Origin of the sequence: Kitasatospora sp. NPDC088783, from assembly GCF_044750705.1 — a bacterium.
Taxonomy (GTDB): domain Bacteria; phylum Actinomycetota; class Actinomycetes; order Streptomycetales; family Streptomycetaceae; genus Kitasatospora; species Kitasatospora fiedleri.
On the sequence record NZ_JBIVKJ010000006.1, the window covers coordinates 206,269 to 226,232 of the forward strand.

Consider the following 19,964-nt stretch of genomic DNA (forward strand, 5'->3'; position numbering starts at 1 on the left):
TCCGACGGAGGGGAACGGGGATGGCGCAGGGGTTCGAGGAGTTCTTCCGCACGGCGACCGGCCACCGGCCGTACGACTACCAGCGGACGCTCGCGGCGGACGGGCTGCCGCGTACGGTGCGGGTGCCGTCGGGGGGCGGGAAGACCGCCGGGGCCGTGCTGGCCTGGCTGTACCGGCGGACGGCGTCCGCACCGGGGACGACCGCGCGGCGGCTGGTGTACGCGCTGCCGCAGGGCAGCCTCCCGCACTGGACGCACCGGCGGATCGACGGATGGCTGCACCGGCTGGGCCTGGCGGACGCGGTGGGCCTGCACCTGCTCGCCGGGCCGGAGGCGCAGAACGGCGCCTGGCGGCGCCACCCGGAGCGGACCGCGATCCTGGTCGGCACCCACGACGTGCTGCTGAGCCGGGCCCTGATGCGCGGCTTCGCCGACACCCGGACGATGGCGCCGGTCTCGTTCGGGCTGCTCAACAACGACGCGCACTGGGTGTTCGACGAGGCGCACCTGCTGGGCCCCGGCCTGCCGACCGGCGAGCGGCTACAGGCGCTGCGCGAGGCGCTGGGCACGACCGCGCCCACCGGCAGCACCTGGATGTCCGCGGTCGGCGACGGCACCGCTCCCCCGGCGGGGCCCGCCGCGACCGGGGTCCGGCGGGTCCGCCGCCTGCACCCGGACCCCGACCCGAACCGGTACGTGGCCGACCTGGTCGCGGCCCTGAGCGCGGCCCACCGGCCCGGCACCCGGACCGTCGCCGCGCTCGGCTCACCGGCCCGGGCCCGCGCGGTCCACGCCGCGCTGCGCGCCGCGCACCCGGACCGGCCGGTCGTGCTGCTGCACCCGTACCTGCGCGCGGCGGAGCGCTCGGCCGAGCGGTACGGCGACCGGTACGACGACCGGTACGGCCCGGTGGCGGAGTCGGCGGGCGGGGACGGCCGGGACGGCTTCCTGGTGGTGACGCGGGCGCTGGACGCCGGGTCCGACTTCTCCGCGCGCACGGTGCTGACCGAACTCGCCCCGTGGAGCGCCCTCGTCCAGCGGGCCGGGCGCTGCAACCGGCACGGCGAGCACCCGGAGGGCGGCGACCTGCTGTGGTGCGTCCCACCGGACGGGGACGGGGGCGGGGACGGCCCCGGGGACGCGGGCGGCGCTGCGGCGCGCTGGCTGGCGGCGCACGAGGGGGCGGCCGTCACCGTCGCGGACCTGTTCCGGGCCCGGGTCGAGCCGGAGGTGCCGCAGGCCCCCGGGCTGGGCGTGCCCGAGCTGGTGGCGCTGTTCGACAACGCGCCCGGTGCCGAGCCGGTCGACGCGAGCCGGTGGCTGCTGCCCGACCGGGAGCGGACGGTCTTCGTCGCCTGGCGCGCCCTGGCACCGGAGGGCCCCGCCCCGGACGAGCCCGGGCCCGGCCGCGCCGAGCAGTGCGAGGCGCCGTTGGACGAGGTGCGCGCCCGGCTGGCGGCGGCGGACGGCGGCGGCGGGGCCTGGCTGCGGGACGCCGCCGACGGGCGGTGGCGGCCCGCCACCGCCGCGGACCTGCGCTCCGGCACCTTCCTGCTGTTGGACGCGGCGCGCGGCGGCCACCTGCCCGGCACCGGCTGGACGCCCGGCAGCCGCGTCCCCGTCCCCCCGCTCTTCACCGGCCGCACGCCCCCGGCCACCGCGTGCGCCGCCTGGGTCCCGCTGGAGCAGCACCTGCGCGAGACCGAGGAGGAGGCCCGCGCCCTCACCGCCGGGCTGCCCGGCCTGAGCGCGGCCCAGCGGGAGGCGGTGGCCCTGGCCGGGCGGCTGCACGACCTCGGCAAGTGCCACGACGTGTTCCAGGCGATGCTCCGCGGCGGCGGGGGCGACCCGCCGCCGGGGCTGCTCGCCAAGTCCAGGTCGCCGTGGAGCACCGGGGTTTCGTCCCGCCCGTCCTTCCGGCACGAGCTGGTGAGCGCGCTCCTGCTGCTGGCCGGCCCGCACTGGCACGCCCCCGGTGCCGACCCGTCCCTGGTCACCTACCTGGCCGCCGCCCACCACGGCCGGGTGCGGGTCACCGTCCGCCCGGAGAGCGGCGAGCCGGCCCCCGCGCTGCTCGGCGTCCACCCCGGCGACCGCACCCCGGCGCTGGCCCTGCCCACCGGTGAGCGCTTCCCCGCCCGGGTGCTCGACCCCGCCGCCCCGTTCCGCCCGGACGGCCGCTGGGCGCCGCTGCTGGCCGCCCTGCTCACCGCCCCCGACCTGGGGCCGTTCCGGCTCGCCCACCTGGAGTCCCTGGTCCGCACCGCCGACTGGCGCTCCAGCGCCCGGCACGACGGCCCGGTCCCGCCCGCCGAGCAGGCGGCCCCCGGCCCCACGGCCCCCGGCTGCCCGGACGGGCCCCGCGCAACTATCCGATGATCCACTCGTTGGTCCGTCCGACGTACCCCGGTCGCGTGCCGAGCCTTGGAGGGGCCGATGGATCTCAGGACACTGCCACGGCCCCGGGCGGCCGGTTCCGGCGGGCGGCCGGAGTCCGCGGAGGCCCTGCTGGTGCGGCACTACCGGCACCTGGTGGGGATGGCGTACCTGACGCTGCCCGCCGACCGGGGGCGGCACGCCCGGGTGGTGGCGGCGCACGCGGTGGTGCAGCGGGCGCTGCCGGTGCTCGGCGGGAAGGCCGCGGGCCGGTCCGGGGACGCGTCGGGGTACGAGGCGGTGCGGGCCCGGGTGCTGCGCGGGGCGCTGCGTCGGCGGCGCTGGCCGGGGGCGGTGTTCCCCCGGGTGTGGGGGGTGCGGCTGTTCACGCCGCCGGACGACGGGGACGCCGAACTGGACGTCCGGCTGGCCGAGTTGCCCGCCCCGGCGCGGGCCGGTTTCGCACTCCGGGTGCTGGACGGCCTGGACCGGGCCGAGGCCGCCGAGGCGCTGGCCTGGGCCGGGGTGGAGGCGCCGGCCGAGGCGGCCCGGGCCGGGGACGAGCTGCTGCGCTCGCTGGGCGGCGCGGGCTGGTCGGAGCTCCCGCCCGGCTACGACGCCTGCACGGTGCACCTGCGGCCGGGCGACCTGCTGCGCCGCCGACGCCGCTGGGCCCTGGTGGCCGCGGCGGTGGCGGTGGCGCTGACCGCCGCGGTCCTGCCGGTGCCGGGCCCGCCCGGTGGCGGCACCGGCGGGTCGAGCGCGCCGCCGCCCGCCGCGCGGGCCGTCCCGCCCGAGCGCCGCGCCGCGGACCTGTGGCGGCGGACCGCGAAGCTGGACCTCGCCGTCTGGCCCGCCCGCGGCGAACTGGTGGACGATACCGCCCTGGTCGGCCGCGCGGTCACCGCCTGGCAGCAGGCCGGGCCGTCCGCCGCCGCCGAGCCCGGCAGCACCCCGGGTCCGCCCGCCGCCGCGCCCCAACTGCTGTACGCGGGACGGCTGGACGGCACGGCGGTGGTGCTGCTGACGGACGGCCGGAGCCTGGCCCGGTACACCGACGGCCCGACGTCCGGCGGACCGGCACGCAGCGGATCGGCACGCAGCGGACCGACGTCCGGATCGGCGTCCGGACCGACGTCCGGGGCGGCGGCCGGGACCGGCGGACCGGTGCTGGCGCTGGCGGCGGCCGGGGACAGCGACGTGACGGCCGGTGCGGCGGTGGTGCTGCGGCGCGACGAGCGCGGGGCCCGGTACCTGCTGGCGCCGTGGGTGGCGTCCGCGGCGACCCGGCGGCTGGACCGGCCGGACGAGGCGGAGCGCCCGCTGGCCTTCGCCGACGGGGTGACCGACCCGGTGCCGGGGACGGCCGCGCCGGGCTGCCCGGGTCCGGTGCTGCAACTGCGGTCGGACCCGGTGGTCGCCGAGCAGCACGCCTTCCTGCTGGCCGACCTCGGCGGGCTCGCCCCCGCGCACCTCACCTACACCCCGCCGCCGGACGGCTCCGCACCGGCCCGCCCGCCCCGGGAGGCGGTCGGCGCGCAGGCGCTGCGCCGGTGGGCGGCGGGCGCCTGCGCGGTGCCCGAAGCGGGGCCGGGCGTACGGCAGTTGAACCTGTGGGAGTTCGCCGACCAGCGGCTCCCGCAGAACGCCGGGGAGTTGGCCTGGGCCTGCCTGCGGGCCGACCGCTGGGACGGCTCGGGCAGCGCGGCGGCGGCGGTGCTGCCCCCGAACGGCGGCCGGGCCGAACGGCTGGCCCGCGCGGACGGCCGGGCCTGTAGCCGCTACGAGCAGGACACCGTCGCCCAGTACCGCTGGCGCGCCCCGAACGGCACCGCCTACCTGCTGGTCGCCGCCAGCCGCCGGGTCTCCCGCCTGCTGGTCACCACCCCGTCCCGCAGGCTGGACCAGCCCGCCCCGCCCGGCCGGACCCTGGCCCTCGACGACCCGGGCACCGGCCCGGCCGGCGTCGAGGCCGTCACCGCCTCCGGCACCCGGCTGCGCCCGATCGGCTGACCCCGCGGGTGCCTGCGCCGACGGCGTTCCGGGTCAGGTGAGTTCGAGGATCAGCTTGCCGGTGTTGGCGCCGCGGAACAGCATCTGGAAGGTCTCCGGGAAGGCGTCGACGCCGCCCTGGACCAGGTGTTCGCGGGTGGTGAGGCGGCCGTCGGCGATCCAGCCGGCGATCTCCCGGGCGGCCTCCCGGTAGCGGGCGGCGTGGTCGAAGACGACGAAGCCCTCCATCCGGGCCCGGCGCACCAGCAGGGACAGGTAGTTGGAGGGGCCCTGGACGGCCTGCTCGTTGTTGTACTGGCTGATCGCGCCGCAGATCACCACCCGGGCGTGCATGGCCAGCCGGGTGAGCGCGGCGTCCAGGACGGGGCCGCCGACGTTGTCGAAGTAGACGTCGATGCCGTCGGGGGCGTGGGTGCGCAGGGCCTTGCGGACGTCCTCGGTCTGGTAGTCGACGGCCGCGTCGAAGCCCAACTCCCCGGTCAGCCAGGCGCACTTGGCGGCGCCACCGGCGATGCCGACCACCCGGCAGCCCTTCACCTTGGCGATCTGGCCGACCAGGCTGCCGACCGCGCCGGCCGCGCCGGAGACCACGACCGTCTCGCCCTCGCGCAGCGCGCCGACCTCCAGGAGGCCGAAGTAGGCGGTCATGCCGGGCATGCCGAGCGCGCCGAGGTAGGTGGGCAGCGGGGCGATCGCCGGGTCGACCCGGTGGGCGCCGCGGCCGTCGGACAGCGCGTACTCCTGGACGCCGAAGGTGCCGGTGACGAACTCGCCGACCCGGAAGCCGGGGTGGGCGGACTCGACCACCTCGACGATCGAGCCGGCCCGCATCACCTCGCCGAGCGCGACGGGCGGCAGGTAGGAGGGGCGGTCGTCCAGCCAGCCGCGCATCGCCGGGTCGAGGGAGAGGTAGCGGGTGCGGCCGAGGAACCAGCCTTCGGACGGTCCGGTGACCGGCTCCTCGGTCAGCGTCCAGTCCTCCGGGCGGACCGGGCCGACGGGGCGGCGGGCGAGTCGGATCTGGCGGTTGGTGGCCGGCATGGCGCTCTCCTGCGAGGGGGCGGGACGGGACGCGGGGCCGCCGGCGCTCGGGGGATGGGCCGGCGACCCCACCCGGCCGAGTCTAAGCAAGCGCTTAGTCAAAACACCAGGGGCACGCCGCCCGGCCGTCCGCAGCCGTCCGGGTGGTCGGGGGCGGGCGGCTCAGCGGGCGTCCGGCGCCGGGTGCGGTTCGCGGAAGGTGAACGCCTCCGGGCCGGGTCCGTGGTCGCGGATCAGGGCGATCCGCGCCATCGCCTCGGCCACACTCGGACGGTGCCCGGCCGGGACCCACCACATCGCCTGGTGCGCCCCCGTCGGCCGCCGGAACCACTCGCGGCGGCGGGCCAGCACCCGCAGGTGGTCGCTGCGGTAGACGTACGCGCGCAGCGCCTCGACCGACTCCCAGACCGAGCAGTTGATCTGCAGCAGGCCGTCGTCCGGGTCGGGGCGCAGGCCCGTCGCGTCCGCGCCGGCCGCGTCGACCAGCCGCCAGACGAAGCCGGGGCTGCGTTCGGCGAGTTCGTTGATCTCCGCCAACTGGGCCATGAAACCGGCGAGTTCGGGGCTGTCCAGCGGGGCCACGGTACGGCCGACGTTGACCTGGGCCAGTTGGTGGCCGGAGGGGGCGGGCGCGACGGCGGCGGGGGCGGGAGCAGCGGGCGCGGCGACGGCGGGCGCGGCGGGGACGGCGGCAGCGGCCTGAGGGGCAGTCATGCGGCAAGCATGGCCCGGACCGGCTTCTAACGTCAATGGTTATTGTTTTTAGAGAGCGACACGCAGCAGCCGCCCGCGCACGGGTCCATCGCGGGCGTCCACCCCTCCCCCGCCAGGCCCTCCAGCAGCGCCAGGTTCATCCCGCACACCAGCGCCGGGAACTCGTCCGCCAGCGCGTGGAACGGGCAGTTGCGCAGCCGCACCACCTCCCCGTCCAGGAACGGCGCGTAGCCGCGCTCGCGCAGCGCCGCCAGCACGTCCGGGGGCTGCTCGGCCGACCCCGCCGAGCGGGCCGCCGCCTGCAACTCGCGGTCCAGGCCCGCCCGTTCGACCACCTCGGCGAGCAGCCGGCCGGCCGCGCCGTACTCCCGGGGCGGCAGTGCCACCGCGAACTCCGCCTCCGCCCGGCGGTACACCTTGGCGGGCCGCCCCGCGCCGGGGCCGCCGCGTCCCGGCGGCCGCCGGTAGGAGACCGCGAGCAGGCCCGCGTCCACCAGCTTGTCCAGGTGGAACGCCGCCAGCGACCGGGAGACGCCGGCCGCCGCCGCGGCGGCGTCCCGCCCGACCTCCTCCGCCGCGTCGGCCACGTGCCGGTAGAGGGCGCGCCGCACCGGGTCGGCGAGGGCGCCCAGCGCCTCGATCGAGGAGTCCTCAGCAGTCATCCGTCGAGTCTATGACCGGCCCGCCCGACGCGAACGCGCCACCGGGGCGGCAGCGTTGCGCCACACTGCCCGGATTGCCGACGATTCGTTTCTACACCTCTGTAGAGTGTTCCCGACCGCCACCAGCCGGGTCGTTCGGGCACCCCGCACCCGTCCACCCCCGCCGACCGGACTCGAAGGAGGCCCGCAGTGCTCCCTCCGCAGCTGCAGACCGACCCCGCCTGGTCCCCGCCGGAACCGGACGTCCGGCCCGCCTACCAGCCCGTCGAAGTCCTGCTCGACGACTCCGACACCTGGGCCCTCGGCCGCATCAACGCCTGGTGGCACTCCCCCGAGGGCACCCCGTGGTGCCGCCTCCGCCTGATCGGCGCCACCGCACCCCCCGCCTGGCACCGCTACGACCCCGAACGCATCCTGCTGCTCCCCACCCACGGCACCTGACGCCGGGCCGGGCCCGGAAAGGCCCGGCCCGGCGTCCGCGCGCGGTGCGGGTGCCCGCGCCCGATCAGCGTCAGCGTCAGCGGCGGGTGCCGCAGCCGGGGCAGAACGCGGAGCCGGCGGGCACCTCGGCGTGGCAGGAGGTGCACTGCGGGGGCTGGGCGAGGCGGAAGCCGCAGCCGGGGCAGAACGGGGTGCCGTGGGTCTCGGCGCGGCACTGCGGGCAGACCAGTTGGCGGTCGGTGGTGACGTCGAACTGCGGGGCCCGGGACTGGCCGTGGGTGTACGCGTTCTGCGTGACGGCGTCGTTGAGGCCGCGCTGGCGGGCGGCGGCGGCCTCGGCGGCGGTGTCGGGGGCGCAGCCGAGGCAGAGGCCCTGGGTGGCGTTCCAGCAGCGGCCGCAGACGTAGTGGGTGCAGCGGGCGCAGCGGTTGAAGTGCTGCTGGGCGTTGCCGATGGCGCGCTGGAAGGCGGCGTCGCGGCCGCTGCCCCAGCTGGCGCCGGCCAGGCCGTCGGCGGCGTTGGTGAGCCCGTTGGAGGCGCTGCCGCCGAGCAGGCTCCAGGCGGCGCTGACGCCCTTGTTGATCCAGCCGGCCGCCTGGCCGGTGCGGAAGGGTTCGAACTCGGAGCGCCAGGTGTCGTAGCAGCGCGCGCAGGAGAACTCGAACTGGAAGCCCGCGCCGGTGCCGTGCTGCTCGCTGAGGTCTCGGTAGTTGTTGCTGAACTGGATCTCGCTCATGTCCGCCGCCCAACCCTTTACAGGTGCTCCACAGGTGCCGTCTGGATTCGTCACACAGGCTCCCACACCCGGGGGCGGGGGCCGGTGCGGGGCCGGTGGCCCGGCCGCCGGTGCGGTCCGGCGGCCGGTGCGGTCGGTCGGTGTGGTCAGCCGCCGAACAGGACCGGTCCCAGCACGGAGGGACGGAACAGCAGGGTGGGCGGTTCCACCATCGCGGCGACCCGGTGGAACGCGCCGGCGACCCGGGCGTCGGTGACGGCGCGGGCCAGCACCCGGTCCAGCATCCGCTGTTGGACGCGGACCTGGAGGCCGGAGGGGCCACCGGTGGTGCCGGCGAAGCGGACGTCCTCGCCGGCCGCCATCTGCCAGGGGTTCCTGGTGACGCCGGCGATGGCGTCCCGGGTCTCCCGGACGGCGGCGTGGCCGAGGTCGCCGCGGTGGTGGACGGCGTCGCGCAGGGCGCGGGCGGCGAGCGCGGCGACGGTCATGCCCTGGCCGTAGACCGGGTTGAAGGTGCAGGAGGCGTCGCCGAGGGCGAGGAAGCCGTGGGTGGCGGAGCGTTCGTAGTGCCGCCAGACGCTCGGTCCGGGGACGAAGCCGCGGGCCGGGCCGGTGGGCTTGGCGCCGATCACCGTCTCGGCGATGACGGGGTCGCGGAGCAGGCCGAGCTGCTTCTCGAACTCCTCGGGCTGGAGGGAGGGTTCGAAGCCGCGCATGCCGCCCATGCCGACGATCCAGCGCTCGCCCTCGACGGGCAGCAGGACGCCGAAGCGGCCCTGGTCGGGGGCGTGGCTCTGCAGGTAGACGGCGGAGTCGGCGGGGGCGTCGGCGGGGCGGTGGTAGAAGCGGGTGGCGTAGGAGACGCCGGCGTCGACCCGGTCGCGCGGGACGGCGGGCGCGCCGAGCACCGAGAGCCACTTGGCGGCGCGGGTGGCGCGCCCGGCGGCGTCGACGACCAGCTCGGCGGGTATCGCCTCGGTCTCCTCGCCGTGCCGGCCGCGGCGGTTGACCTGCACGCCGGTGACGGCGTGCCGGTCGCCGAGCAGGCCGATCACCTCGGTGCCGGTGCGGAACTCGACGTTGGGCGCGGCGCGGACCCGCTCCAGCACGACCTGGTCGATCAGCGGGCGGCTGCAGGTGAGGACGGCCAGGTCGCTGTCGTAGGGGGCGAGCCAGCCGGCCGAGGTGAGCCAGCGCAGGCCGCCGGAGAGCGGGACCCGGGTGGCCCCGGCGGCGAGGAGTTCGGCGAGGGCGCCGGGCAGCAGTTCGTCGATGGTGCGCTGGCCGGCCTCCAGCAGCAGGTGGCCGTGCTTGGCCTGCGGGACGCCCGGGCGGAAGTCCACCCCGTCCGGGTAGCGGTCGCGTTCGACCACCACGACCCGTTCCGCGACGCCGTGCAGCGCCCAGGCCGCCAGGCATCCGGCCAGTCCGCCGCCGATCACCACTGCCGTGCCGCGGTCACCGGCCGCGGTCCCCCTAGAACTCATGTCCGTACAGTAAGGGACGCGGCGCGCTCGGTCACCGGGAGTCCGGGGTTCGGCTGCCTTTTCGTGACGGGCAACTCCCCTCCGGGCGGGGCGGTTTCACCGCTTCCGCCCGGAGGTGCCCGCCTTGTCCGGGGTGCGCGGGAGGACTCGTCACCGGTCGGCGGCGGTGCGCTGGCGCAGGAACAGGGCGGCCCGTTCCAGCGCCTCGTCGGCCTCGTCGAGGACGCCGGCGTAGCACTGGAAGACGTGCGGCACGTCCGCGGTGACGTCGAGGACGACGTCCACGCCCGCGTCGCGCGCCCGGGCGGCCAGCCGGGTGGAGTCGTCCAGCAGCACCTCGTTGGCGCCGACCTGGATCAGCATCGGGGGCAGGCCGGTGAGGTCGGCGTGCACGGCCGGGCTGAGCAGGGGGTGGCGCGGGTCGGCTCCGGCCAGGTACATGGCGCCGGTGCGGTCGAAGGAGGAGCGGGTGAAGATCGGGTCGATGCCGTCCTTGGTCTCCATGCTGGCGCCGGTGCGGGTGGCGTCGGCGCCCGGGGAGAAGGCCAGGATGCCGGCGGGCAGCGGGAGTCCGGCGTCCCGGGCGGCGAGGGCGGTGGTGACGGCGAGGCCGCCGCCCGCGGAGTCGCCCGCGAGGACGGTGCGGGCCGGGTCCGCGCCGCGCTCCAGCAGGGCGCGGTAGGCGGCCAGGGTGTCCTCGACGGCGGCCGGGAAGGGGTGTTCGGGGGCGAGCCGGTAGTCCAGCGAGTACGCGGGCAGGCCGCTGCCGGCGACCAGGTGACCGGTCAGCGACAGGGCGGTCTCGGGCGAGCCGAACACCCAGCTCCCGCCGTGGAAGTACAGGATCGTCCCGTCCCGCGCCTCCCCGACCGGGTCGACCCGCAGGGCGGGACGGCCGCCGAGTTCGGCCGGGGCGGTGCGGATGCGCTCGTGCGGGACGATCATCTCGGCCATCAGCTCCCGGAACCCGGCCCGGATCTGCTCGACCGTCGGCTCCCCCTCGGGGGCCGGCTTCCGCAGCCTCCGGTCGATCTCGGCGCGCTGTTCCCTGCTCATGGCACACTCCTGTCAGAAGTAGCTTCCGCCACACTATATGCCATGGAATATACATTGCCCGACGACCGCACCGCGACGGATTTCCCCGCGGACTCCCCCGACCCCGCCCGCCGTCCCGAACTCCCCGAACTCCCGGACCTCCCCGCGCTCTTCGCCGACCTGATCCGCTGCGAGACCCGCCTCTACAACGCCCTCGGCGACCGGCTGCGCGAACGGCACGGCATCGTCACCTCGCAGTACGAGTTCCTGCACTACCTGCGCGAACACCCCGGCTGCCGGGTGGCCGACCTGGCCGCCGAGTTCGCCATCGGCGTCGGCGCGACCAGCAAGGGCGTCGACCGCCTGGAGAAGCAGGGCTGGGCCGTCCGGCACCCGAACCCCGACGACCGCCGCTCCTCCCTGCTGACCCTCACCCCCGAGGGCGAACGACTGACCGCCCGGGCCGAACGGACCTACACCGAGGCCCTGACCGAACTCCTCACCCCCACCCTGGACGCCCCCGCCCTCACCACCCTCGCCCGCACCCTCGCCACCCTGCGCACCACCCTCGAACACCACCGCACCGGCACCCCGGCGGGCTGACCCCCCGTCACCCCGGAGCGGGCCGCTCCGGACGGACCGCCCCCGCCCGTCCGCACCCCCTGGAAATCCGGTCGAACTCGCCACGGGCGATGCCCATCCTGGTGGGCATGGCCCACGCGAAGACCTCGTACGTCTGCCTGCCCTGCCGGGCCTCGTACAAGCAGCCCTACGACCGGGAGCGGCCGCGGACCTGCCCGCGCTGCTCGGAGCCGCTGGTCCACGCGGGGTCGGCCTTCGCCGCGCCCCGGCGGCGGGACACCGCGGCCTGGCGGACCCTCACGGTGCTGCTGAACGCGGGTGTGGGTTTCCACAAGAACTGCTGCGGCGGCCCCGGATACCGCCCCCGCACGCTGCGCGAGGTGCGGGAGCGGATGGCGTGCGCGCGGCGCACCGGCGAGCCCGTGGCCGAGGCGCTCGTCCGGCAAGTGATCTGATCGGGGGCCGCGGCCCGGCGCACCCCGCCGCCCCGAAATCCGCCGGCTCCCCCGCCCCGGACGGAGCACGATCCCGGTGGACCAGGGTGGAGGAGCTTGTTTGGACGTGTTCGCGTGTGCCGGGTGCGGTACCGGGCTGACGGCACCGGTGTCGCGGGGTCGCCCTCCCCGTCCACACCCACTACGGCGCCTGGGAGGAGCTCCACCCTCCGCCGATGGAGCCGGCCACGTACGCCGTCGAGCGGTTGCCCACCGGACCGCCGTGGCGGCTGTGGGCGGAGGTCGGGGAGGAGGCGGCGGCCCGGCAGGGGGTGTACGCGCCGGTGCACTCCGTCTCCTTCGGCGCCCGGGGCAAGATCGTCATCGCTCCCGGTGACTCCCGGTCGACGACCCTGATCCGGGAGAAGTGCGCGGGTTACTGCCGGGGCGTGGACGGCCGGGACGGGCCCAATCCGGCCTGCACGGGCTGCGGGCGCGCCGTGGCGACCCGGATCGACGACTGCGGCTCGTGGCAGACGGTGTGGCTGGAGCCCGACGCGGTCGTCCGCCGTCCCTCGGGGCTCCCGACCGCTCCGCTCCCCGACCGGGCGGACCTGGAGCACGCCGGGCACCGCGTCCCGCCCGTCGAACCCGACGGGTCGTGGAGCCGCCGCTGGGAGGCCGCGTTCGGCGTCGCGCCGGCCCACCTCGTGGTGGCCACCGGGAACCGCCCGGTGACCCTCCCGGCGGGCCCCGTGGCCGAGTTGCTCGGCCACGCCGTGGCCCGCCGCCTCCCCTCCGGGCCCGACCCCCGTTCGGTGGAACTGGCCGGCCCGGGCGTCCCCGTGCCCCGGCCCCGACCCGACGTCCTCCTCGTCCCCCGCCACCCCGGCACGGGCGAGCCGTGGCGACCGTCCGACCGGCGGGCGACGGTCGTGCCGCTGGACGGCGGAGTCTGGGCGTACCTCACCGGCGCCGGGGAGACGTCGCCGGTGCCCGCCACCGGGACGCTCCCGGCGGGTGTGCTGCGCGACGACTACCCGCTGCCGGCGCGCCCCCGGTATCCGCTGGAGCCCCACGGCGGCGCCTTCCGGGAGACCCTGGTCCGCCTGCCCGGGATCCGCCGCCCCGAACTGCGCGGGTACCGCGGCGCCACGCACCCCTCGTGAGCCCGTGAGCGCCCGGCGGTGGCGGGGCCGCGCCGAACCGCTCCGGCGCCCGTGACCGCTCCTCGGGGTGCGGGGCCGGGTCAGGAGTGTTCGATGTCGCCGGAGCGCGAGGGGACGGCGTCCAGGGCGGCCAGGGTCGGGGCGTCGAGGACGATGGCGCCGGCCTCGGCGTTGGCCCGGAGGTGGTCGGGGTCGGCGGTGCCGGGGATGAGGAGGGTGTGGGGGGCGTGGTGGAGCAGCCAGGCCAGGCCGACCTGGGCGGGGGAGGCGCCGAGCGCCCGGGCCGCGGCGAGGACGGCGGGCTCGTCGGCGACCTTCGGGATGCCGGGGTACGCGCCGCCGAGCGGGAAGTACGGGACCCAGGCGACGTCCTCGGCGAGGCAGAGCCGCAGGACGTCCTCGTCGTCGCGCGACACCAGGCTGTAGGCGTTCTGCACGCAGGCGATGCCCGCCGGGAGGGCCCGGCGCAGTTCGTCGGCGCCGACGCTGCTGAGGCCGAGGGCGCCGATCTTGCCCGCGTCGCGCAGCTCGGTCAGGACGGCGAGCTGGTCGTCCAGGTCGACCACCTGGTCGCCCTCGGCGCGCAGCCCCGGGCCGTGGCCCGCGCGGCGCAGGTTGACCAGCGGGATCCGCTCCCAGCCGAGGCTGCGGAGGTTGCCCTCGACGGCGGCGCGGAGCTGTTCGGGGCGCTGGGCCAGCCGCAGCGGGAGCGGGCCGGCGGCGGGTTCGGCGCCGACCTTGCTGGCGACCAGGACGTCGTCCTCGGCGGTGAACGCGGCGCCGATCGCCTCGTTGGCGGAGCCCGCGCCGTAGAACTGGGCGGTGTCGACGTGGTCGATGCCCAGCTCGGCGGCGGTGCGCAGCAGGGCGACCGAGGCGGCGTGGTCCAGGCGGCGCAGCTGCATGGCGCCGAAGCCGACCCGGGAGACGGTGCGGCCCGCGAGCGTGCCGGGCCCGCCGGCCCGTTCCGCGCCGGTGGCGGTGAACTGCGGGGATCGGACCGTGGAGGTCATGGCGAGGTCACTCCCGTGAGACGATGGAGGTAAACGGAGGGACTCCGTTACCGGCCACCGTAGCACCGATCAGCACTAACCGGAGGGACTCCGTTTTGACCGCCCCCGACCCCCGCGCCTCCGACTCCCCCGCGGCCGGACCGTCCGGGTCCGATGCCCCCGCGGCCGGGCGTCCGCCCCGGGCCGACGCGCAGCGCAACCGCGAGCGGCTGCTCGCCGTCGCCCGGGACGCCTTCGCCGCGACCGGCGGCCAGGCCACCCTCGACGCCATCGCCCGCGAGGCGGGTGTCGGCATCGGCACGCTCTACCGCCACTTCCCCACCCGCGAAGCGCTCGTCGAGGCCATCTACGCGACCGAGCTCGACGCCGTGGTCACCAGCGCGCCCGCGCTGCTCGCCCAGCTCCCGCCCGACGCGGCGCTGCGCGCCTGGATGGACCGCTACGCCGCGTTCTTCGCGGCCAAGCGCGGCATCTCCGAGACCCTGCGGGCCGGTTGGGCCTCCGGCGCGATCGCGACCCCGGCCACCCGGGAGCGGATCACCGCGGCGATCGCGGCGATCCTCGACGCCGGGGCGGAGGCCGGTTCACTGCGGGACGACGTGCCGGCCGAGACGGTCACGATGATGCTCCTGGGCGTCTTCCTCTCCACGACGGCCGGTAACGACCCCGAGCTGACCGGGCCGCTCCTCGACCTCGTGGCGGACGCCCTCCGGCCCACCGCCTGACCGGCCCGCCGGGTCGCTTCCCCGCACGGGCCGGGCCGGTCCTCAGCCGGGCCGGTCCTCAGCCGGGCCGGTCCTCAGCCGGGCCGGTCCTCAGCCGACCCCGGCCTCAGCCGAGACGGTCGAGGAGGGACGCCAGCACGGTGCGCAGCTGTTCGTCCTCGCGGATCACCGCGTCCTCGGCCCCGAAGACGGGCAGGCGGCGGTCGCCGGTGGCGAGGGCGGCCAGCCGGTCGCGCTGCCGCGGCGTCAGGACGGCGGGGCCCAGGGCCCGCAGCGCGTCGCAGGCGGTGTCGAGGTCGGCGCGGGTCTCGGCCGAGTGCAGCGCCGCCTCGGCGAGCCGGGCGCGGTCGAGGTCGGCCGGGTCGGCGACGGCGAGCAGCCCGAGGACGGCCGAGGGTGCCTGGGCCGGGTGGTCGAGGAGGGCGTGCAGCCGGGCGGTCAGCGGGCGCCCGGCCGGGCCGAGCACGGCGATCTCGCGGGCGGCCCGGGCGGCCGTCCAGTGGAACCACCGCCGGCCTTCGCAGCGGTCGAACACCGCGTCCAGCACCGCGACGGCCTCGGCCGCCTCCCCGGTGATCCGCCACAGGGCGAGCGCGAGCGCGAGGTCGGCGTCGACCTCCGGCGTGGTGTCGCGTGCGGTGTCGCGGTCGACGGCGCGGCCGAGCGCCGCCCGCAGCGCCGGGACGAGGGGTCCGGCCGCCGGTCCGAGGGCGGCCGCGGCGCGGGCACCCTCCGCGACGCCGCGCGCCCCGCCGGCGAGCGCCGCCTCGACGGCGGTGAACAGCGGCCCGGTCTCACCGGTCAGCACGTACAGCGCCTGCGCCACGAGCAGCTTCCCGGCCCCGGCCCGCAGGGCGGTCGCGGCCTGCTCGCGCCACTGCGGCCCGGCGGCGATAGCGACGGTGGTGCCCGCGCCGAAGGCAGTGACAGGGGCATCCGTGCGGACGGCAACGTCCACGACACCCCCGGCGGCAGCGCCCGCAGCCACAGCCGCAGCGATGTCCACGACGCCCACAGCGACGGCGGCATCCGCGCCGACGGCAACGTCCGCAGTGACGGCAACGTCCACAACATCCCCGGCGGCAGCGTCCGCAGCCACAGCGGTACCCACAACGCCCCCGGTGACGGCGGTGATCGCGGTGGCGGTAACGTCCGCGCCGACGGCAATGTTCACGACACCCCCGGCGGCAGCGCCCGCAGCCACAGCCGCAGCGGTGCCCACGACGCCCACAGCGACGGCGGCATCCGCGCCGACGGCAACGTCCGCAGTGACGGCAACGTCCACAACATTCCCGGCGGCAGCATCCGCAGCCACAGCGGTACCCACAACGCCCCCGGTGACGGCGGTGATCGCGGTGGCGGCGTACGGGAACTGCGGTAGGACGGCGCACAGTTCGGGCAGCGCCTCGACGGCCTGCGGGCCCCACTGTCGCAGCAGGTGGACCAGCCCGGCGGTGTCGCCCTGGTCCCCGGTCGGCGGGCAGCCGCAGGGTTCGGGACGCTCCGGCGTCCTGGCGGCCAGGCGGGCGCGGACCGCGGCGAACAGCTCGGGGTCGAACGGGAAGGGGGCGTCGGCCGGGGCGTGGGACCCGGCGGCGCACTGTAGGGCGCGCGGGCGACGGCCGAGCGCCCGGGCCAGCAGCGGGGCGGCGGCCTGCGGGGCCACCAGGACGAGCGCGGCGAGCGCCCGGTCGGCCGCCTCATCGTCCGACTCGTCGTCCGCCCGCACGGCGGGTTCGGCGAGTGCGGCGAGGACCGGAGCGGCCTCGGCGGCGGCCGGGCCGAGCTTGCCCAGCAGGCGGGCGGCCGTCGCGTCGGCGGCGAGCGGGACGAGCGCGGGGATCAGCCGTCGCGGGGCGCTGCGGGACCGGGCGCAGGCGAGGTCGGCCGCCCAGAGGGCCTCGGCCCGCGCCTCGGGGCGCTCGTCGTGCAGGGCGGCGTCGAGCAGGGCGAGGGCGCTCTCGCGGTCGGCCTCGGTGTCCCGTTCCAGCAGCGCCCCGACGATCGCGCGCAGCGGCTCCCGGTGCTCGTACGTGTGGCCGGACCCGGCCGTCCCGGCTGCGGGCAGCAGGCCGAGGACGGCGTCGTGGTGCGCGGCGCGCCACGGTTCCCCGGCGTCCAGTGCGGCGAACACGGCGGCCAGGCGCAGCGGCGCGGGCGTGCCCGGGCCGAGCAGCGCGCGGGCCTCGGCGGCGGCGCCCGCCCGGTCCAACCGGCCGTACGCGGTGAGGAGTTCGGCCCGGACGACGGGCTCGGTCTCGACGGCCAGCCGGGCCCGGACGGCGGGCAGCGCGGGGCCAGCGTCCCGGGTGTGGCCGACCGTCCAGCCGGCCGCCTGCCGGACCGCGGCGTCCTGATCGGCCAACAGTGGCAGGAGCAGCGGCAGTTGGGCGGCGACGGCGGCCCGGACGGCGCCCGGCGCGACCTCGTACTCGTCCTCGCTCTCGGCGAGGCAGCCGAGCAGCCGGAGCGCGTCGAGGCTCCGTCGGCCGGAGGCGGCGATCCGGGCGAGGTACGGGGCGGCGTCGGCGCTGGCCGCGTACACGGTGCCCTGGTGCACGATCGAGCCGTACAGCTCGTCCAGCGCCTCCTCGGCGTCCGCGCCGTCCTCGGCGAGGGCCCGCAGCAGCCCGGGCAGGTCCTCGGCCGGGCCGTAGGCGTGGTTGACGGCGGCCCAGGGGTGGGCGTCGAGTCCGGCGAGGACGGTGCGGAGTTCCATGGCCGTGATCTTCCCGGGAGCCTCCGACATCCGCCCGGACCGAACCGCCCGAACCGGACCGCGCGGGAGCGGCTGGCGCGGGAACGGCGGTGCGGGCCGGGCTGGGCCGGACGGGTGACCCGCCGGGCGCGTGGCGGGGTGGGGCGGTGGTCGGCGGCTTGGGATGGGCGGATGACCTCTGAGCAGATCCTGATCGGGTCCGGGCTGACCTTGGTGCTGGCCGTCGCCTCCCAGCTGCTGGCCGCCCGGCTGCGCGTCCCGGCGATCATCGTGCTGCTGCCGGTGGGCTTCGCGGCGGGCGCGCTCACCGACGACGTGCACCCCGACCGGCTGCTCGGTCCGGCCTTCTCGCCGCTGGTCTCGCTCGCCGTCGCGGTCATCCTGTACGACGCCGGGCTCGGCCTGGACCTGCGCGAACTGACCGGCCACGCCCGGCACACGGTGGTGCGGCTGGTGTGGGTCGGCACCCTGCTGACCGCCCCGGCCGCCGCGTTCGCGGCCGCCCCGCTGCTGGGCGTCTCGGGGAAGGCGGCGGCGATGCTCGGCGCGATCCTGGTGGTCTCCGGGCCGACGGTGGTCGGGCCGCTGCTGGACTTCGTCCGCCCCACCGAGCGGGTGCGGCGCGTGCTGCTGTGGGAGGGCTCGCTGATCGACGCGGTCGGCGGCATCCTCGGCGCGCTGGTCTTCCACGCGCTGGTGAGCGAGGAGCACCGGAGGCTGGGCGCCGGGCTGCTGGAGTTCGCCGCCAGCGTCGGCCTGGGCCTGCTCGGCGGGCTGCTCGGCGCGGCCCTGCTGTGGCTGCTGCTGGTGCGGGCGCGGCTGAACGAAGTACTGGGCACCAGCGCCCAGTTGGCGGTGGTGGTCGGCGTGGCCGCGGTCTGCGACGCGCTGCGCGACGACACCGGGCTGATCGCCGCGATCGTGCTGGGCGTGGTGGTCGCCACCGTCCCGGCCTTCGACCCGCCCGCCCGGCGGATCTTCCTGGAGACGCTGGTCCCGCTGATCGTCGGCGTGCTGTTCGTGTCGATCTCCTCGACCGTCACCTGGTCGTCGGTGCGCCCGGTGCTGCTGCCCGTGCTCGGGCTGGTCGCGGTGCTGGCGGTCGTGGTGCGGCCGGTGGTCGCGGCGCTGTCCACGGCCGGGACGGACCTGGCGGAGGGCGAACGGGCGTTCCTGGGCTGGATGGCGCCGCGCGGCATCGTCGCCGCCTCCACCGCCGCGACCTTCTCCACCGGCCTGGCCGCGGCGGGCGTCGGCGGCGCGGAGAAGATCCTCCCGGCCACCTTCCTGGTGATCGTGTTCACCGTCACGCTGTACGGCCTGAGCGCCGTCCCGGTGGCCCGGCTGCTGCGGGTGACCCGCCCGGCCCGCTCCCGCCCGCTGCTGGTGGGCGGCGAGCCGTGGACGGTCGAGCTGGCCGCCGTGCTCCGCTCGGCCGGGCTGGACGTGCTGCTGTGGGCCGGGCGGGACGAGCAGCGGGCCCGGATCTCGGCCGCCGGGCTCGAACTCGCCGACGGCGAACTGCTGGCCGCCGCGAGCGGCGAGGGCGCCGAGCGGGAGGGCGTCACCGCGGTGTACCTGCTGACCGCCGAGGACGAGTTCAACGCGCTGGCGGCGGCCGTCCTGCACGAGGTGTCCGAACTGCCGGTGTTCCGGCTGCCCGCCACCGCGCCCGGCCCCGGCGCGGTCGGCGGCCCGCCCGCCGCGACGGTCCTCCCGGCCGCCCTGACCGGCCCCGAACTGGCCCGCCGGCACGCCGCCGGAGCCCGCATCCTGCGCCGCCCCGCCGACGGCGAACTGCCGCCCGGCCACGACCTGCTGTTCACCCTCGATCGAGCCGGCCACCTGCACCCGGCCACCCCGCACGGCGCCCCGCCCCGCCGCGACCGGGTCACCGAACGGATCGTCCTCGGCCCGCCCTGACCGACCGCCACCCACCCCCGACGGCCCCTCCCGACGGCCCCTCCCTCCGCCGAGGAACGGGACGTCAACGCGGCGTGGCGGCCACCCCGTTGACCAGCATCCGGAACGTCCAGGCGAGCCGTTCGGTGGGGCGGCCGGAGACCAGTTCCCCGGCGGTCGCGGCCACCTTCGGGTAGCGGGACGGATCGGCCTCGCGCAGGGCGCGGACCATCGCGCCGTGCTCGGCCTCGGCCGCCGCGCCGGTGCGGGCGGAGTGCTCGGCGGCGGTGGCGGTGGCCACCTGGAGCAGGGTGTCGACGCCCCAGGCGGCCTGCCCGGCGGGGACGCCGCCCTCCTCCAGCAGGGTCAGCAGGGTCTCCACCAGTGCCAGGTAGTGCGGCCCGGCGGGGCGGGCGAGCAGCGCGGAGTGGGCCAGCGCCGGGTGTTCGAGCAGCACGGCGGTGTAGGACTCCAGCACCGCGGCGAGCCGCCCGCGCCAGTCCCGGCCCGGGTCGGCGGCGGCGCCCGGATCGGCGGCTGCGCCCGGGTCTCCGGCGGTGCCCGGCTCGGCAGCCCCCGCGCCGGCGGCGGCGCCCAGGTCGACCCGTCCGAGGTGGTGCTCCAGGATCGCGGCGTGGAGTTCGGCCGTGTTGGCCACGTAGACGTACAGCGAGGCCGGGCCGGTGTCGAGTTCCTGGGCCAGGCGCCGCATGGTGACCCGCTGGAGCCCCTCGGTCTCCATCAGGCGGACGGCCGCCGCCACGATGCCGGCCTGGGTGAGCGCGGGCTTGGCGGGCCGCTCCCGGCGGCTGCGCGGGGCGGGGGCGGGGCTGTCGTCCATGGCCCCCAACATAGATGATCGGCGCCGGGGGCCCGGGGCGCGGGCCGGGACGGTCGACGCGGCCTTGAAAGCGCT

17 protein-coding genes are annotated in these 19,964 nt (G+C 77.4%); 8 read left to right on the top strand and 9 right to left on the bottom strand.

Going from position 1 to position 19,964, the window contains the following annotated elements:
- The first annotated feature begins 20 nt into the window (after positions 1-20).
- Both ACIP60_RS19100 and ACIP60_RS19105 read left to right on the top strand, forming a co-directional pair.
- Positions 21-2,378: a CRISPR-associated endonuclease Cas3'' gene (locus ACIP60_RS19100; RefSeq protein WP_400685807.1), complete on the top strand. Its 2,358-nt coding sequence runs from the start codon at positions 21-23 to the stop codon at positions 2,376-2,378.
- Between the two features lie 57 nt (positions 2,379-2,435).
- A complete protein-coding gene (locus ACIP60_RS19105) occupies positions 2,436-4,388 on the top strand; it encodes a hypothetical protein (RefSeq protein ID WP_400685810.1) in 1,953 nt (650 codons plus the stop codon).
- A 33-nt stretch (positions 4,389-4,421) separates the two neighbouring features.
- Here the strand turns inward: ACIP60_RS19105 and ACIP60_RS19110 are convergent, their stop codons facing one another.
- From ACIP60_RS19110 to ACIP60_RS19120, 3 genes are all read right to left on the bottom strand, one after another.
- Positions 4,422-5,429, bottom strand: a complete 1,008-nt coding sequence (locus tag ACIP60_RS19110; RefSeq protein WP_400685813.1) for an NADP-dependent oxidoreductase — start codon at positions 5,427-5,429, stop codon at positions 4,422-4,424.
- A gap of 162 nt (positions 5,430-5,591) precedes the next feature.
- On the bottom strand, positions 5,592-6,143 hold the full coding sequence (locus ACIP60_RS19115; RefSeq protein WP_400685816.1) for a DUF3291 domain-containing protein: 552 nt from the start codon (positions 6,141-6,143) through the stop codon (positions 5,592-5,594).
- A 32-nt stretch (positions 6,144-6,175) separates the two neighbouring features.
- Positions 6,176-6,805, bottom strand: coding sequence for a helix-turn-helix domain-containing protein (locus ACIP60_RS19120; protein ID WP_400685819.1), 630 nt, complete (start codon positions 6,803-6,805; stop codon positions 6,176-6,178).
- Between the two features lie 189 nt (positions 6,806-6,994).
- Between ACIP60_RS19120 and ACIP60_RS19125 the strand changes: the two genes are divergently transcribed.
- Positions 6,995-7,246 (top strand): hypothetical protein, encoded by a 252-nt coding sequence (locus ACIP60_RS19125; protein ID WP_400685822.1) that lies wholly within the window; start codon positions 6,995-6,997, stop codon positions 7,244-7,246.
- A gap of 76 nt (positions 7,247-7,322) precedes the next feature.
- Here ACIP60_RS19125 and ACIP60_RS19130 read toward each other — a convergent pair whose 3' ends face one another.
- The 3 genes from ACIP60_RS19130 to ACIP60_RS19140 form a co-directional block, all read right to left on the bottom strand.
- Positions 7,323-7,982, bottom strand: a complete 660-nt coding sequence (locus tag ACIP60_RS19130; protein WP_400685825.1) for a zinc ribbon domain-containing protein — start codon at positions 7,980-7,982, stop codon at positions 7,323-7,325.
- A gap of 146 nt (positions 7,983-8,128) precedes the next feature.
- Entirely contained in the window at positions 8,129-9,469 is a 1,341-nt protein-coding gene (locus tag ACIP60_RS19135) for an NAD(P)/FAD-dependent oxidoreductase (RefSeq protein ID WP_400685828.1), read from the bottom strand.
- A 150-nt stretch (positions 9,470-9,619) separates the two neighbouring features.
- A complete protein-coding gene (locus tag ACIP60_RS19140) occupies positions 9,620-10,525 on the bottom strand; it encodes an alpha/beta hydrolase (protein ID WP_400685831.1) in 906 nt (301 codons plus the stop codon).
- A gap of 42 nt (positions 10,526-10,567) precedes the next feature.
- Between ACIP60_RS19140 and ACIP60_RS19145 the strand changes: the two genes are divergently transcribed.
- From ACIP60_RS19145 to ACIP60_RS19155, 3 genes are all read left to right on the top strand, one after another.
- The gene (locus ACIP60_RS19145) at positions 10,568-11,107 is read left to right on the top strand and encodes a MarR family winged helix-turn-helix transcriptional regulator (protein WP_400685834.1); all 540 of its coding nucleotides are present in this window, start codon (positions 10,568-10,570) and stop codon (positions 11,105-11,107) included.
- A gap of 107 nt (positions 11,108-11,214) precedes the next feature.
- Positions 11,215-11,541 (top strand): deoxyxylulose-5-phosphate synthase, encoded by a 327-nt coding sequence (locus ACIP60_RS19150; RefSeq protein WP_400685837.1) that lies wholly within the window; start codon positions 11,215-11,217, stop codon positions 11,539-11,541.
- A 215-nt stretch (positions 11,542-11,756) separates the two neighbouring features.
- Complete coding sequence (locus ACIP60_RS19155; protein ID WP_400685840.1) at positions 11,757-12,689, top strand: hypothetical protein; 933 nt, start codon at positions 11,757-11,759, stop codon at positions 12,687-12,689.
- 80 nt (positions 12,690-12,769) lie between these two features.
- On the opposite strand, the gene ACIP60_RS19160 is transcribed toward ACIP60_RS19155, so the two are convergent.
- Entirely contained in the window at positions 12,770-13,702 is a 933-nt protein-coding gene (locus ACIP60_RS19160) for an aldo/keto reductase (RefSeq protein WP_400685843.1), read from the bottom strand.
- A gap of 95 nt (positions 13,703-13,797) precedes the next feature.
- Between ACIP60_RS19160 and ACIP60_RS19165 the strand changes: the two genes are divergently transcribed.
- Entirely contained in the window at positions 13,798-14,427 is a 630-nt protein-coding gene (locus ACIP60_RS19165) for a TetR/AcrR family transcriptional regulator (RefSeq protein WP_400685846.1), read from the top strand.
- A 106-nt stretch (positions 14,428-14,533) separates the two neighbouring features.
- On the opposite strand, the gene ACIP60_RS19170 is transcribed toward ACIP60_RS19165, so the two are convergent.
- Complete coding sequence (locus tag ACIP60_RS19170; RefSeq protein WP_400685849.1) at positions 14,534-17,146, bottom strand: hypothetical protein; 2,613 nt, start codon at positions 17,144-17,146, stop codon at positions 14,534-14,536.
- A 171-nt stretch (positions 17,147-17,317) separates the two neighbouring features.
- On the opposite strand from ACIP60_RS19170, the gene ACIP60_RS19175 reads away from it, so the two are divergent.
- Complete coding sequence (locus ACIP60_RS19175; protein ID WP_400685852.1) at positions 17,318-19,069, top strand: sodium:proton exchanger; 1,752 nt, start codon at positions 17,318-17,320, stop codon at positions 19,067-19,069.
- 64 nt (positions 19,070-19,133) lie between these two features.
- Here ACIP60_RS19175 and ACIP60_RS19180 read toward each other — a convergent pair whose 3' ends face one another.
- The gene (locus ACIP60_RS19180) at positions 19,134-19,889 is read right to left on the bottom strand and encodes a TetR/AcrR family transcriptional regulator (protein WP_400685855.1); all 756 of its coding nucleotides are present in this window, start codon (positions 19,887-19,889) and stop codon (positions 19,134-19,136) included.
- Between the last annotated feature and the right edge of the window lie 75 nt (positions 19,890-19,964).